This is a genomic window from Oscillatoria sp. HE19RPO, assembly GCF_024220515.1.
Lineage (GTDB): Bacteria > Cyanobacteriota > Cyanobacteriia > Cyanobacteriales > Laspinemataceae > Laspinema.
Genome location: NZ_JAMXOT010000272.1, coordinates 1 through 14,875 on the forward strand (window position 1 = coordinate 1; position 14,875 = coordinate 14,875).

The following is a 14,875-nucleotide window of genomic DNA, read 5'->3' on the forward strand; positions in this document are numbered from 1 at the left end:
CCAAAAAATAAAACCTTCAAAAAACCCGCAGGCTCAAGCCTGGAGGCTCACAGGACAAAGCCCGCCTGCGCGGGCTAAAAGAGCCTTGTTAGGTGCGATCGCATCAAAGCAAGGATGATTTATTTGTTGGAATCCCCTTACCAGAAAGGCGAGCCAGCCTGATGCCGGTAAGCGAAGCTATGTCGTAGGCGATCGCCTGTGCCCTCCGGTCCCATCCAGGCCCAATCCAGCCAATGTCGAGAGGCAAGTGCCACGGTTTGGCTGGAGAAGGGTATCGGCTATTTTATTGTTTGGAGTTCCCTAAGAGGATTTAAGTGTTACTTTGATGAAACTTAACCCCCATAAACCGCCTTTTTATCGAAGGGGGTTAAGAGCCATGTCCCTTATCCCGTCTAACTTTTAGCTTTCTTGTCACTTTGTAAGCCGGATGTTGGCTCTGTTCAGGGCTGCTACAGGGGAACTCGCGTTTAGAGCGATCGTGAATCGGGTTCTGTACATAAAACTACTGGAAAAATTCATTCGATGGAGAGGCGATCGCGGAGGCTCTCTCCATGAAACTACGGAAAAAAAGTATCACGCATATCATTGTTTTTATATTTTGTCAAGAGAGAAAATGCTTAAAAATTTGTGACCGAGATCACACCCTACAGCAGAAAAAGATAGAAGAATGGGGTACCCTCCTCGGGAGGATTCGCCTCTTTTCTTCAAAAAGGTGAAGGCGATCGAGAGCCAGAAGAAATATCCCACTATTAAAATCATGACGAATAATTCCCGTTCTCACGTACAAACAATCGATCGCGTCGGATCGAGAAATTCCAGCTTCTTATCCCGACAACTGGTCATCATCGACCCCAAGGTAGAGGATTACCAAACCCTGGCCGCAGGTATCGCCTCTCCAAACGAAGTTCACATCCTCGATCCCGATCGCGAGGGCATTGCACAAATTACCGAAATCCTCTCTCCAGGGAGTTCTAGCCTTCACATCATCTCTCACGGGACCCCCGGAACCCTCTACCTGGGCAACAGTATCCTCAACCGCCAAACCCTGGGCAACTACGCCCCCCAACTGCAACAGTGGGCCCTTGACCAACTCTACATTTACGGATGTGAAGTCGCTGCCGGAATCGAAGGACAGCAGTTTCTCCAGCAGCTACACGAACAGCTCCCGATCGCCATTTACGCCAACCCCCACCCCACCGGCAACTCCGCATTAGGCGGCACCTGGACCCTGCAACAAATGTTTCCCCAGTGGGAACAGGAAGATGGGAACTGGGAAGGAGTCTTATGTGATGGGACTCATAACAAAGGACAAAGGACAAAGGACAAAAAACAAAGGACCCTTCACTCCTCACCCTTCTCCCCCCACACCCTCGCCACCTATCCCCATACCCTGGGATTTGGTCCCTTTACCACCTTTGCAGTAGGAAATAGCAATTTCTCCAACTTTGCGAGCGCAGACTTCGACGGCGACGGCAATGCTGACGTAGCAGTGGCGAACTCAGACAGCAACAATGTCTCGGTTCTTTTGGGTGACGGGTCTGGCAGTTTCGCGCCCCAAACCACCTTCTCAGTGGGGAGTAACTCTCCATTTGGGGTAGCAGTAGCAGACTTCAACGGCGACGGCAAACCGGACTTAGTCACGGCGAACTCAAACAGCAACAACGTCTCGGTACTTCTGGGAGACGGGTCTGGCAGTTTCGCTCTCCACAGAACCTTCGCTGTGGGGGGCGAAGCTTACTCCGTCGCTATCGGAGACTTCAACGGCGACGGCAAACCGGACTTAGCTACGGCGGATCGCGATACTAACACCGTCTCGGTACTCCTGGGTGAGGGGTCTGGCAATTTTGGGTCCCCAAATACCCTTGCTGTAGGAACCCGACCGACTTCCGTCGCCATCGGGGACTTCAATGGGGATGGTAAGTCCGACTTGGCGGTGGTTAACGAAGAGAGCAACAACGTCTCGGTACTTCTGGGAGACGGGTCTGGCAGTTTCGCTCCCCAAACCACCTTCGCTGTGGGGATCCGTCCGTTTTGGGGTGCGATCGCCGACTTCAACGAGGATACCAACCCCGACTTGGCAGTGGTTAACGGAGCCAGCAACACCGTCTCCGTCCTCCTGGGAGACGGGTCTGGCAGTTTCGCTCCCCAAACCACCTTCGCTGTGGGAAATACTCCAGAAGGGGTAGCAGCGGCAGACTTCAACGGCGACGGCAAATTGGACTTGACTGTAGCAAACTACGGTAGCAACAACGTCTCCGTCCTCCTGGGAGACGGGTCTGGTAATTTCGCTTCCCAAACTACCTTCGCTGTGGGGGGCGCCGCTGAAGTGCTCGCGGTTGCAGACTTCAACAACGACGGAAAACCGGATGTGGCGACTCCACTAAAGCTGGCTAACAGCGTCTCTTTGCTCCTGAACCAGCCTGCCAGCGTGACATCGGTGAGCGCCACTACTGCTGATGGCAGTTACGGTGTGGGAGAAACCATCGCCATCACCGTCACCTTCGACCAAACTGTTACTGTCACGGGCACCCCTCGCCTGCAACTGGAAACCGGCACCACCGATCGCTATGGGATTTACGAGAGTGGTAGCGACAGCAATACCCTCACGTTCAACTATGTGGTGCAAGCGGAGGACAGTTCCAGCGATCTAGAATATCTCTCGACCACTGCCTTAGAACTGAATGGGGCTACGATTCACGACCTATTCGGGGACAATGCGGAGTTAACCCTTCCAGCTTTGGGTTCTACTAACTCTCTGGCTGGTAATCAAGCCATTGTGATTGATGGTTTGGTTCCGGAACCGGAACCCTCGGTGGTAAATCCGGATTTTTCCTCTATTGTCTTGCCTCCGACCCCGGCTCCAACCCCGGCTCCAACCCCGGCTCCGACCCCGGCTCCAACCCCGACTCCGACCCCGGCTCCGACCCCAACTTCGCCTGGTGTGTTTGTCGTGGGTGACAATGGACGGGTGAATGTCGAGTACCTGTTTGACGGCAGTAGCTATCAGGGAGAGGTGGCTATCTTCAATATTGCGGGGATGGAGAACCTGGAAGTGGGTTCCTATAACTACATGAGGGAGGCGGCTCGACGAGCGCTCAACCCGAACCAAGGTCATGTGGTCATCTCCGATCGCTGGGATCGAGCGCGATTCAGCGACAGATTTTCTCAATTCGGGGAATTCAACTGGAATCGCGGCTGGGCTCAGGGCATTGAGAATGTTTCCATGACCCCGGGTACAGAATTTGCCATGATGCTGGTCCCTCATGGCACCGTGCGGGATGTTTTAAACGAGACTCCATTCTTGAGTGGCCCTCGCATTCCCTTCTTCTCCAATCACACGATTCAAGGTCAGATGGTGGATCTGACTGGGAACGGCAATAAGTTTGCTTGGGAAGATGAGCCGATTACTCGCAATAGCGATCGCGACTATAACGATATCATTTTCCAAATCTCGGGAGCCACTGGCAGTGCGCCATCGGTGGATGACTATATTTCCCGTTCTCGGGATTGGCGCGATCGCCCCCTGGGACAGCAAATTCTCAACTATCCCAACAACCCAGGAGGGACTTTTCCTAGTCCCCCGCCGCTCTTTATCCCTATCATCTCGATTACTGTGACTATCATCGGTTGGGCAATTGATGGCTATATTGCCGGGGCTGATGCGTTCTTTGATGCCAATAAAAATGGCATCCGCGATGAAAACGAACCCACCGCGACCACGAATGAAGAGGGTCTGTTTGAGTTTGAAGCATCTCTGGAAGCGTTCGATACCAATGGTAATGGGGAACTCGACCCGGAAGAGGGTCACATTGTGATTACCGGCGGGATTGATACGGCAACTGGTTTACCGTTGGAAACGCCGCTCACAGCGACACCGGATTCTCAAGTTGTCAGTCTGTTAACCAGCTTGGTGGCGGAGGCGATCGACGAGGGATTGTCGCCGTTGGCAGCGAATCAAAAGGTGAAACAAGCGTTGTCTTTACCGGATGATGTGGATTTGTCTACGTTTGACCCGATCGCAGCTACGGAAGAAGGAATTCCTGGCGGGGTCGAGACGAATCTGGCAATGGTCCAGGTGCAAAATGTCGTCACTCAGACTGCGGCGTTACTCGATGGCGCTTCCAGTTTGGAGAAAGCTCAAATTAGCCGATCGGTTGTGGATACTTTGGCGAATGCGGTTGTCTCTGTTAATACGTTGGATTTAAACTCTGCCGAACAACTGCAACGCCTAATCGAAGCGGCAACTCAAGATGTGGCTGTCCTTGACCCCACTCTGGATGTGAATCGGATCGTGGAGATGGCGGGGGATGCGGCTACGGTGATGGCGGCAGCTAATCAGCAAAAGGCGGATGCTGTGGCAAATGGGGAGACGGATATCAATGGGGCGATCGCGACGCGCCAAAAAGTTTCCCTCGGTACCACCACCCAAGAGATGTTTGCTGCAGGGGAAGGCAATTTATCCATTGCGGAAGTCGTGGAGAATAACACGGGCGAAAATTTGACGACTCGGATTTCCAGTGCAACTGCCAGTTCCTCCAATCCAGGCGGTCCCTTGATTTCTCCTGCACCAGCGATCACCCCATTACCGTTGCCATCTGAGGCGATCGCACCTCTCAATGCTGTGTTTCCCGAAGTCGCCAATCTTACGGTTCCTCAAGTCTCACCCAATCCAGATGCAACTTCCCTGGATAATCTCACGGGTACTAACGCTGCTGACGAAATCAATGATGACGCTGGCAGCAACTTTGTCCAAGGGTGGGAAGGCAATGACAATCTGTATGGCAATGATGGCAATGATACGATTCACGGGAACCCAGGCACTGACTATATCGCAGCCGGTGCGGGGGATGACTGGGTTCACGGAGGCAAGGATGACGATGCTATCCTCGGGGGCGATGACAGCGATCGCTTATACGGTGACTTGGGAAATGATGTGATCTTCGGTGAGACTGGCAACGATTTCATCAACGGCAACCAAGGAAATGACTGGGTTGACGGCGGCGAGGGTGATGATGTCTTACATGGAGGTCAAGATGACGATACCCTCAAAGGTGGCGCTGGCACTGATGAATTATACGGAGATTTAGGCAACGATATCGTCTCTGGTGACGCCGATAATGACTTCCTCTATGGCAACCAAGGGGATGACACCCTCGACGGTGGCGACGGCGATGATGTGCTATGGGGTGGCAATGGTAATGACATTCTCATCGGGGGTAATGGCAATGATTGGTTGTTAGGCGATTTGGGTGACGATACGATGATAGGCGGTGCCGGTAGCGATCGCTTTGTCATCCGTCCCAATGCCGGGACCGATCTAATTGTTGACTTTACCGATGGGGAAGATCTGATTGGTTTGGCAGAAGGTTTAGCTTTCGAGAACCTAACCTTAACCCAAGGCAATACGGGAACATTAATTTATGCCGGTAACAACTTACTGGCTACTATTAATGGGGTGGATGTTTCGCTGATGGGTCAAGAGGATTTCTTCTCGGTTGATTAATCGGTAAACGATTCACGGCTGACGGGATAACTACAAAGTAGGGGCGCAAGCATTGCGCCCCTACAAATCATATTGTGATACGGAATCCGGTTGTCAAAGGTCTATAAAAACCCGCACCCTCAAGGGTGGAGCTACACGGACGGAGCCTCTCCTGCGCGGGCTACTCCATAAAAACGACTTTTCATACCCGGATTTGGTATGATACCCGGATTTGGGATGACCCTTAAATTATTGAAGGTCCTGTTAAAACCGGATCAGTCAAACCCTACAAATGTTCAAGGATTTTGAGTTCTTTGCCACCTCCAATTCAGAGGTAGGGCTTAATACTTTAGCCCTGTCAAGGTGTATTTGTAGGGGCGTATTGCATACGCCCTAGGGCGAAACGAGAAGCGCCCCTACAATTCACAACGATGAGGGATTCAATTGACTGTTAAAGAGGGCGTATGCAATACGCCCCTACAACAAACAACGATTTTTCCTCATGCAATTTACCACCTTGACAGGGCTAGGACTTAATACTTCCGTTCTTTCGGCTGGAACTGCGTAATCGTCACGGGTCGATAGCGAATATCTACACCGGCAGGAGAATAATAGGACAAGGTATGCTTGAGGAACTGTTCATCATCGCGATCGGGATAATCCTCGCGGAAATGCGCGCCTCGGCTTTCCTGGCGGTTGAGTGCACTGGCTAAAATCAATTGTCCAACCACCATTAAACTGCGTAATTCTAACGCTTCAATAATTTCCGTGTTCCACAGTTTGCCTTTATCATCTAAATAAATTTGCTGGTACTGCTGCTGGTACTGTTCTAATTGATTTAACCCGGCCCGCATTAGTTCATCACTGCGAAACACGCCACAATGGTCACTCATGGCATCCTGGAATCCCTGACGAACAGCCCCAATCCGGAGGGTTCCCGTGCGATCGACGAGGGATTGCAGTTCTTGTTGAGCTTGTTGCAGGTAGGGGCGATCGTCGATTTCTGGCAATTTGCGGTTTTCCACATAGCGGGCGATCGCCGCCCCGGTAATTTTCCCATACACCACACATTCCAGCAGGGAATTACTCCCCAAACGATTGGCACCATGTACGGACACACAGGCGCATTCCCCTGCGGCAAAGAATCCTTCCACCAACCCATCGGGACCGCTTCGCACCTGTCCCTCGGTATTAACGGGAATGCCTCCCATAGAATAATGGCCTGTGGGACGTACCGGCATCGGTTCATAGACTGCATCGACCCCTAACAAACGGTGCGCTTCTTCCCAACAGAAGGGGATCCGGCTCATAATTTTTTCCTGTCCCATGTGTCGCAAGTCCAAGAAGACACAAGGACCCCCGGGACGACCATCGGGATAGACCCCTCGTCCGGCGCGAATTTCCCGGGTAATTGCCCGGGAGGTAATATCACGGGGGGCCAATTCCATGCGACTGGGGGCGTAGGTTGCCATAAAGCGATCGCCCTCGCTGTTAATTAAATAAGCCCCTTCCCCACGCACCGCCTCCGAAATCAACACCCCCACCGGATAAAGTCCCGTGGGATGGAACTGCACAAACTCCATATCTTGCAATGGCACCCCCGCCATTGCCGACATCGCTAACCCGTCCCCGGTAGAGGCAAAGTCATTGGAGGTGGTATTAAACACCCGTCCATATCCCCCAGTGGCAAACATCACCACTTTGGCGCGGATCACTTCCAGGCGACCATCGAGAATATGGTACATCACCAATCCCTTGGCTTGTCCCTCTTCCAAAATCAACCGCATGACGTACCATTCTTCATAGACCCGGACCCCATAGCGGCGCAGATTATTCACCAGTTCGTGCAACATGGCATGGCCGGTTTTATCTGCTGCGTAGCAAGTCCGGTTATGGGAATGGCCCCCGAAAGCCCGTTGAGCAATCCGCCCATCGGGTAAGCGGGAGAAGAGGACGCCCATGTGTTCGAGGTCGATGACCACATCAGGGGCTTCTTTGGTGAGCAGTTCTACGGCATCTTGATCGGCTAAATAGTCGGACCCTTTGACCGTATCAAAGGCATGAGCTTCCCAGCTATCGGTGGAATCGACGTTTTTGAGGGTGGCGGCGATTCCCCCTTGGGCGGCGACGGAATGGGACCGAATGGGATGGGTTTTGGCGACTACGGCGACATCGATGCTGGGATTGATGCGCCCAATTTCCACTGCGGCGCGACAACCGGCAAGTCCGCCCCCGACGATAATGACGTCATGTTCTATCATGGTTCTCTTCTCTCTGGTTGGATCTATGGGATCTAAAGGTGTTCTGGATTGCTTCTGGATTGGTTCTGGATCTATCTTCCCACTCAAAAAAAAATTCCCTCCTCAAAGGTAGGGAATTTTTTAGAATTGCTCCATCGATGACGGATTCTGGCTTGAGGATGCAAAAGGCTGCATTAAAGATTTTAAGGTTCAGCAGTCGGCTGGGCCCTGGGTGGGGCTAACTGGCTGCTTGGGCGGGATTAGAGTTGGGTGCAGTTCTAGAACTGGATTCCGCCGGTTCTGCAGAGGTTTCGACCGGGTTCAGTTCGATGTGATTGAGCAAGGTGGTGACGAAGGCAAACAGGAGAAAGGGCAGGGAGAGGACGACGATTAAACCCACTGTAGCGAGGGCGAAGATTTGACGGGCGGTACTCCACAAGGCAAGGGCGGAGGCTAAACTCAGGAAAATCACGATCAACCAAATGATGATTTGTCCGTAGATATCTCCAAAGGTCAGGGTGCAGACCAATCGGTATTTTTTCAGGTTATTCATTAATGGGTTTCCTCGAAAACTATAGATTTAAGATCAGAGTAATATGCTGTTTCTGTTTTAATAGATTTTTAAAGATTTTTGAAAGATTCGCAACATCACTTTACAATTTGGAACTCTGGGTTGGAGACGATCGCCCTTTCAGAGGTGGGTCAGGGTTAACCGGGTGGCGATCGCAATACCTATTCAGCCTTGAGGGGCGATCGCCTCGCCAGCTTTCCTGGGTTTTGGCCGGTCTGACTGGCTGATTGGCATCTGGGTTTTGGCGATGCTCAACCCTAGCAGTTTCCTGATTGTAGCGGAAATCTGCTCGTTGGATGTCATTAAAATTAGATACCAACCGAGAATTGAGCCACGATTCCGATGGACCGGGAATGGGTGGAGTTTGTGAAGATAGGTTCATGAATTAGGGTGAAGTAACGTTAAGTAATATAACGGAAATGTTGCTAAGTATAAAATATTTACTAAGAAATCCTGACATAAGGATAAAGTGAGTTATTTTAAGGAACAACAGGTTTAGCAAACCGACTCTATCTCAACCCTGAAACGTTGCGGTAGGTATCGAAGGGATTCTGAGTGGGTCTTCACTCATAGAAAGGACCCTTTTCCAGGAATTGATCGGTTAGGAGATTCCAATGCAAGAACAACCGTTTCATGAGTTACCTGAGATCCATCTCACCAACTCGAACAGGCATCAGGCCCTGTTAAATCACAAAGAGAGTTGGTCAACAGAACATCAAGAGGGGGGACAAAATTATGAATATTGGAAGCGGGAAGGCGATCGCTTGCGGGTAGGTAAAGCCTATCTCGAAGCGATCGCCGCTTATGAATTGGCTTTACTCCAAAAACCCACCGCTTGCTATGCATGGCAGCAACGGGGGGAGGTACTCAAACGCTTACATCGCTACGAAGAGGCGATCGCCGCCGCTACTTTTTGAAAAAGCCTAGCTGTAATGCAATGAAACAACAATTCGCATTCACCTGAATTAAACCGTCGCTTTTCCGGAGAAGTTTAAAAACCAGAGGGGAGAAGGACGTCACTGCCTTATACCATTTTTCTATAACAGTGATGGAGATACCCGATTTGTAAGGACACGGACAGAGCCTGTGTCCCTACGTTGCGATCCGGATCGTGATTTTTGAAAAACGGTATTAGCTGTGGGGAGAATGGGGAAGGATTTGCCGAGTCAATTTTCATTGACAGAAAGAAGAGTCTCGGTTAAGCTGGATCGACAATCGCGATCGCACTTTTGGCAGGCGTTAACGCTCCTAAATTTCATGAACGTCAAGTGCGAGCGCAACTGAAAATCAGCAGGAGAGGAACTTCAGTTGTTGGATAAAATCTCGATTGTCATTAGTTTTATTGTCTTTATGCTGGTGTTTACAGGAATCGGCATTTACTCGGCGACTCGCCATAAAAATACCACCACCGATTACCTGCTCGCCAGTCGTAGCGTTAATTTCTGGCTGACTGCGCTTTCTGCCTTTGCCACAGCCCACAGCGGTGCCATGTTCACTGGCATGATTGGTTATACCTACCAAGTGGGAATTTCGGCAATGTGGTTGCCGATCGGCTGGGTGGTTGGAGATGCTTTGGCATGGGTGTTCGTTTACAAGCGATTGCGCGTCGCCTCGGCAGAAAGCTCCTGCGAAACGGTGGGTGCTTTCCTGGCAGGCAACCAAAAAGGGAAGCGAGCGATCGCGATCGGTTCGGCTCTTGTGACCCTCCTTTTCCTGGGCACCTACGCCGCCGCTCAACTGGTGGCGGGAAGTAAGGCACTGCACGTTTTGTTTGGCTGGGACTACGCTTGGGGGATTCTTCTCGGTGCGGCGATCGTGGTGTTCTACTGTTTTTCTGGAGGAATCCGCGCCTCGATCTGGACAGATGCAGCACAATCGTTAGTGATGATTTTGGCAATGATCGCACTGTTGGTCATCTCTATTGTGGCTTGCGGTGGAGTGGGGGAACTGTGGAGCCAACTGAAAACCATCGATCCGCTTCTGGTGAATCCATCTCCGTCCAATCTCAAATGGGGTGCTTTCGCGTTTGGCTTGGGCTGGTTGGCATCGGGGTTAGCGGTATTGGGTCAACCCCATATCCTCGTCCGCGCAATGGCGATCGACTCGGCGGAAAACATTCGTTTGTCTCGCAATCTCTACCTGTTGTGTTATACTATTTTCTCCGCCGCCGCTATTGGTGTGGGACTCACCGCACGGGTGTTGATGCCCCAACTGATGAACGCAAACAGCGATCCGGAGTTAGCATTGACTTTGCTATCCGTAGAATTGTTACCCGGGGTGTTCGTGGGAGTGATTTTAGCGGGACTGTTTGCAGCCGTGATTTCCACTACAGATTCCCAGATCCTGTCATGTTCGGCAGCGTTGACCCAAGATTTGTTTCCTCAAGCTTCCAAGTCCTACAATATGGCGAAGGTGGGCACTTTGGCGGCTACCGGGGTAATTTTAGCGATCGCTTTGGTGGGAAATCAAAATGTATTTGCCTTAGCAACTTTAGGTTGGTCTGCTCTGGGTTCGACTCTGGGGCCGCTTCTGGTGGTGCGGGCTTTTCGGTTGCCTCTGAATGCGATGGTGGCGATCGCTATGATGAGCGTCGGCATCGCCACCACCTTGCTCTGGCGATTTGGACTCAACTTGTCCGATAATGTTATCGAAACCCTTCCGGCAATGATAGCCACAACCCTGGTTTACGCAATTTATTGGCTGTTTCTCACCCGTCAAACATCGAGTAAGGCAGGATAGTGCCGAAAGCAATTTTCTGGACTTTTAGTGTTTGGACACCAGGAAAAGTTGGCCGGTTTTGTCTTTCCCTTTTAATTAGAACCCGGCGCGATCGAACAGTTTTTCAATCGCATCGCCCTTGACAATCCTGTAGATCAGTTGTTGTTGAGCTAAGATGCGATCGCTTTACCCCCTGCTTCCCAGCGCTACTCGCTCCCAAATCGATCGCACTTTTAGAAAAATGGTATAAGGTCGATTCCCTAGAAGCGCCTCTATAGATATTAAGGGAATGCACAAGTCCCGTTCGGAAAATCTTCGGAACTTGTGCCATTACATCTAACCTTTACAACTGCATTCCTGTTGTCTAACCGATGACACTCCCCTCCACAGGCTTAGAAACTAGCATCGCTTTTGATTTGGAAAAGATGAGCAGCCATACGATTGGAACGATCTCGGAAACACTCTAACGGTTCATATCCTGCAAAACCGATTAGTTTTTGAAACACTTCGATTGGGTATTTGAAGGAACTCAATGTATGCAATTTTTGTCCTTCCTTAATCTCTACAATTTCTCCATTGAAGTGGATTTTTTGCGGTTGGGTTGCCGTCAGAATGTGTTTAAAATCGTAAGTGTTAGGATCCCATTCTGGCTCGTAACGAAATGCGTTGGGTATCATCCCTTTTGTATCCACATCGCGATGGATGCGAAACATGATGTTCTCCATAAAAACCGCCATTCTTTTATTGTTGTAAGCCTTCATCAAGGAAACTTCATCCTGATTGGCATCATGAACCAGAAGCAAAGAATGGTTTTTGCCTGCTAATTTTCCGATCTGAGAGATGAAACTCGGCACTTCATCTTGTCTCATGTTGGCAATCGTACTGCCTTTAAAAAAAATCACGGGTTTCTCAACGTCTGGTAGACTTTCGAGTTTGGTAAAGTCTTGCTGAGTACCACTCACCGAGAGTTCGGGAAGTTCAGAACGAATGACTTGAAGTCCTTTGTTCAAAAAATCTTGGGAAATATCAATTCCCACATAACCGCTTAATTGAGGACAAACTCGGAGGAAAGGTAATGTTTTCTGCCGCAAGCTTTGTTCGCTGCCTGGGCCTAATTCAATAATTGTAGCGTTAGAGCCGATCGCGGAAGCAATCAGATGTCCTTTGCTCTGGAAAAGTTGCGCTTCAAATTTGTAAAGATAATAGTCTTCTTCATTCTCAAGCATTTCATTATATAAAATGCCGCCTCGGACTGGGTCATTTTCATCTTGAGGAGTTCCGTACAAATAAGGCCACAAATTGCCCCTAATTTTTCCCACTAAAAAGTCTACAACATCTTTTTCAATTTGATTGATAAACTTTCGATCGCTAGGTTTTGTTTTCACAATTCACCTTTTAGAAGAACGCTTGTTTGTCGATAAGGAACATGGGAAGCCAGCAGTGCCAGTGTGGAACATGACCGATTGCCAAATCGCGCCACTCGGGAGCATGAAGTTCAGGCCGAGCAAACGAAATCCCCTATAGCCTCCGATGAGTGAGGCGATTCACGTCTACAGCCCAACGGCAACGGTAGAATGCGATTCCAGACTCTAAAAGCGCTGCAGTTGCCAACGGTAGAATGCAGATTTCAACCGTTATCCTAAAAACTGTCCGGACTATTACGATCGTATGGATTGATGTTTAAAAGCGCTTCCAAAAGCAACCCGGTTCCCACTCCAATTTCAATTATTTTTTGGTGGGGATATACCATTTCGGCTATCGCTTGAGCCAGTTTTTCGTAGTTATAATAACCACGGGTCATCAACAGATCGTAGTAATCGGCAATCCCGGTGTATTCATTCATGGCTTTCCAGGTTATCCAAATATCTGTGTGTGGTACGGCTCAAACTTAACCCCCGTTCGGTTTCTTGTCAAGAGTGGCGATACACTTTACGGAGACGATGGGGCTTCAGAACTGGAACAGCGATCCCCGATCCGCTTGTACCCAGGGACTTTCTGCTAATTCATTCCCAGAGTTTTAGACACACAGTTGGGATAGCGATCGCTCTTTCAATCCATCAGAGCGATCGCTCTCAATTCTAAGCGCCAGTCTCTTCAGAAGAATTCGGAGTCGATCGACCTTGCGCTGCCTGTCGAACTCTCTCCACATCCAACTCTAACGCCGCTGCCACTTGTTCCACACTCAATCCCAACGCCAATAGGCGAGGCACAGATTTCAGCTTGCCTTTTTCCTCAGCTTCGGCGGCGACTTCTTGAAAGTATCTCGTCTGTTTTAATTCTTGGAACCCAAACATGGTTTCTATCTCCTGTCGCGATAAATTGGTTAAGTTATAGACCATGATGGTCTCTATCAATCCTACAACTTTTTGCTTCAATGCTTCATCGGCAAGTTGCTGTCGTGCCTCCTGGATTAATTGTCTTGCTTTGTCGAGCGCCGTTTCGCGATCCTTAACCACTAACTCCACCATTCTCAATCCCAAAAAGGGGGTGGCGGATTCCTCCAGTTCGTCTAAATAGATGCGAAGTAACAGAGGAGGTTCAACAGGGCGATCGCTACTGAGAAACCGCCGATATTGGCGCGGGACTCCCGGATCGCAACTGCGATCGGCAAACACCGCGATCGCCTGAAAATTCTGCTGCGGTTGATATTGACCCAGATACAAGAAGATTTCCGCAAACAATCGCCAGTAGAAATCCTCTTTTTTCTGAAATTGTACCTCCAAAAAATAGATAAGTAGCTCGATCGCACCCTCTGGAGGTAACAACACCCCATCGAACCGACGTGCCAGTTCTTTGATTTCCCTGGAGGTAAACTCATAGCGATCGCCTCTTATCGCAAGGCCCTAGAAGTCAGCGCTAACCCCATCGCCCGTTATCAAGCCTGGAATGGCTTAGGTGCACTGTTCTTTACCCTTGAACGCTATGAGGAATCAATCTTTGCCTATAAACAAGCCCTTGCTCTCTGTCCCAATAGCATGGGTTCTCCTCATATTTTAGAAATGGAAGGCATTGCTTGGTCGCGATTAAATCGCTATTTAGAAGCCCGGGATTGTTATGATCGCGCCTATCATAAAGCGGTAGAAATTTCAGACAAAACAGCTAAAAACAACAATTAGCGGATTGCCTCTTTTTCCCCGTTCCTCCAGGGGTAAATCTGAGAAATTTGATAACATTTAACCGAAATTAGCTGAACTTTAATGTCTCCAGCTTTCATCCCCCATTGGGGTGGTAATCTACTGGTGATGAATTCCCCGAACTCGTCAGAACTTCACAGCTTCCTCGTCTAACTGTCCCCTGAGCGGGTTATTTTTTTATCGAACGCCTTCTTTTTTCTCCCCTCGGAGGAACTTAAAAGGCGAAAAAGCGTTATAGTTACTTGGACACTTTAACCTTAGCTTTTATGATGAAACCCCTTCAAAAAACCATCGCCACGACTGTAGGCTTGAGTCTCCTGTTTTGGGCTACACCCTCGTTAGCGGACCACAATTTGCGCTTGACTTGGGTCCGTATGAATACCACAAACCAGGACGGATGTGTGCGACAAGCGGTTGAAGCGATGAAATCCTCCGGGTTAGATAATGTGGAAGTCCAGGATAATGAATTAGTTCTGGGCGACACCCGCGACTTGGAAGCGAAAATTATGTGTATTGAAAGTGGACGAGAATTGATAGCTGCGATCGCGGTTGCCAGCGATAGCTCTAGCGATGCGCGGGAAATCCGGGGAAGCTTAAGAAATTACATGAGACGCTAAACCAACCGCTTCAAAACCCAGGGAAATTCCCCGTCCTACGCCCGCACAAGCGGGCTATTTTTTGGCCTGGATCAAGTGATATAGCGAGTCAACCTAAATCATGCTGACAATTC

At 49.9% G+C, this 14,875-nt stretch carries 11 protein-coding genes and 1 pseudogene; 6 read left to right on the top strand and 6 right to left on the bottom strand.

The window, feature by feature from the left end; genetic code table 11:
• Positions 1–757 precede the first annotated feature (757 nt).
• Complete coding sequence (locus NG833_RS22480) at positions 758–5,503, top strand: FG-GAP-like repeat-containing protein (protein WP_305885001.1); 4,746 nt, start codon at positions 758–760, stop codon at positions 5,501–5,503.
• 512 nt (positions 5,504–6,015) lie between these two features.
• On the opposite strand, the gene NG833_RS22495 is transcribed toward NG833_RS22480, so the two are convergent.
• The 3 genes from NG833_RS22495 to NG833_RS22505 form a co-directional block, all read right to left on the bottom strand.
• Positions 6,016–7,743: a succinate dehydrogenase/fumarate reductase flavoprotein subunit gene (locus NG833_RS22495; RefSeq protein WP_254567509.1), complete on the bottom strand. Its 1,728-nt coding sequence runs from the start codon at positions 7,741–7,743 to the stop codon at positions 6,016–6,018.
• A gap of 217 nt (positions 7,744–7,960) precedes the next feature.
• Positions 7,961–8,275 carry a hypothetical protein gene (locus tag NG833_RS22500; RefSeq protein WP_254567510.1) on the bottom strand — a complete coding sequence of 105 codons (315 nt, stop codon included), beginning with the start codon at positions 8,273–8,275 and terminating at the stop codon, positions 7,961–7,963.
• Positions 8,276–8,375: 100 nt separating this feature from the next.
• On the bottom strand, positions 8,376–8,675 hold the full coding sequence (locus NG833_RS22505; RefSeq protein WP_254567511.1) for a hypothetical protein: 300 nt from the start codon (positions 8,673–8,675) through the stop codon (positions 8,376–8,378).
• 232 nt (positions 8,676–8,907) lie between these two features.
• Between NG833_RS22505 and NG833_RS22510 the strand changes: the two genes are divergently transcribed.
• Both NG833_RS22510 and NG833_RS22515 read left to right on the top strand, forming a co-directional pair.
• Positions 8,908–9,210: a hypothetical protein gene (locus tag NG833_RS22510; protein ID WP_254567512.1), complete on the top strand. Its 303-nt coding sequence runs from the start codon at positions 8,908–8,910 to the stop codon at positions 9,208–9,210.
• Positions 9,211–9,604: 394 nt separating this feature from the next.
• Positions 9,605–11,032 carry a sodium/proline symporter gene (locus NG833_RS22515; protein WP_254567513.1) on the top strand — a complete coding sequence of 476 codons (1,428 nt, stop codon included), beginning with the start codon at positions 9,605–9,607 and terminating at the stop codon, positions 11,030–11,032.
• Positions 11,033–11,403: 371 nt separating this feature from the next.
• On the opposite strand, the gene NG833_RS22520 is transcribed toward NG833_RS22515, so the two are convergent.
• The 3 genes from NG833_RS22520 to NG833_RS22530 all read right to left on the bottom strand — a co-directional run bounded on the left by NG833_RS22520 (position 11,404) and on the right by NG833_RS22530 (position 13,845).
• Positions 11,404–12,396 (bottom strand): L-histidine N(alpha)-methyltransferase, encoded by a 993-nt coding sequence (locus NG833_RS22520; RefSeq protein ID WP_254567514.1) that lies wholly within the window; start codon positions 12,394–12,396, stop codon positions 11,404–11,406.
• A 254-nt stretch (positions 12,397–12,650) separates the two neighbouring features.
• On the bottom strand, positions 12,651–12,854 hold the full coding sequence (locus tag NG833_RS22525; RefSeq protein WP_254567515.1) for a hypothetical protein: 204 nt from the start codon (positions 12,852–12,854) through the stop codon (positions 12,651–12,653).
• A 235-nt stretch (positions 12,855–13,089) separates the two neighbouring features.
• Complete coding sequence (locus NG833_RS22530) at positions 13,090–13,845, bottom strand: Rpn family recombination-promoting nuclease/putative transposase (RefSeq protein WP_309143878.1); 756 nt, start codon at positions 13,843–13,845, stop codon at positions 13,090–13,092.
• A 30-nt stretch (positions 13,846–13,875) separates the two neighbouring features.
• Between NG833_RS22530 and NG833_RS31025 the strand changes: the two are divergent.
• The 3 genes and pseudogenes from NG833_RS31025 to NG833_RS22540 all read left to right on the top strand — a co-directional run.
• Positions 13,876–13,971 (top strand): annotated as a pseudogene (locus NG833_RS31025) (tetratricopeptide repeat protein); the annotation flags it as partial.
• A gap of 15 nt (positions 13,972–13,986) precedes the next feature.
• The gene (locus NG833_RS22535) at positions 13,987–14,127 is read left to right on the top strand and encodes a hypothetical protein (RefSeq protein ID WP_254567517.1); all 141 of its coding nucleotides are present in this window, start codon (positions 13,987–13,989) and stop codon (positions 14,125–14,127) included.
• Between the two features lie 284 nt (positions 14,128–14,411).
• Positions 14,412–14,762 carry a hypothetical protein gene (locus tag NG833_RS22540; protein ID WP_254567518.1) on the top strand — a complete coding sequence of 117 codons (351 nt, stop codon included), beginning with the start codon at positions 14,412–14,414 and terminating at the stop codon, positions 14,760–14,762.
• The last annotated feature ends 113 nt before the right edge of the window (positions 14,763–14,875 follow it).

Bases quoted from the DNA above. Each gene is read 5' to 3' on its own strand.
- NG833_RS22480 (WP_305885001.1), top strand. From the start codon at position 758: ATGACGAATAATTCCCGTTCTCACGTACAAACAATCGATCGCGTCGGA.
- NG833_RS22540 (WP_254567518.1), top strand. From the start codon at position 14,412: ATGATGAAACCCCTTCAAAAAACCATCGCCACGACTGTAGGCTTGAGT.
- NG833_RS22510 (WP_254567512.1), top strand. From the start codon at position 8,908: ATGCAAGAACAACCGTTTCATGAGTTACCTGAGATCCATCTCACCAAC.
- NG833_RS22505 (WP_254567511.1), bottom strand. From the start codon at position 8,675: ATGAACCTATCTTCACAAACTCCACCCATTCCCGGTCCATCGGAATCG.
- NG833_RS22500 (WP_254567510.1), bottom strand. From the start codon at position 8,275: ATGAATAACCTGAAAAAATACCGATTGGTCTGCACCCTGACCTTTGGA.
- NG833_RS22495 (WP_254567509.1), bottom strand. From the start codon at position 7,743: ATGATAGAACATGACGTCATTATCGTCGGGGGCGGACTTGCCGGTTGT.
- NG833_RS22525 (WP_254567515.1), bottom strand. From the start codon at position 12,854: ATGAATGAATACACCGGGATTGCCGATTACTACGATCTGTTGATGACC.
- NG833_RS22535 (WP_254567517.1), top strand. From the start codon at position 13,987: ATGGGTTCTCCTCATATTTTAGAAATGGAAGGCATTGCTTGGTCGCGA.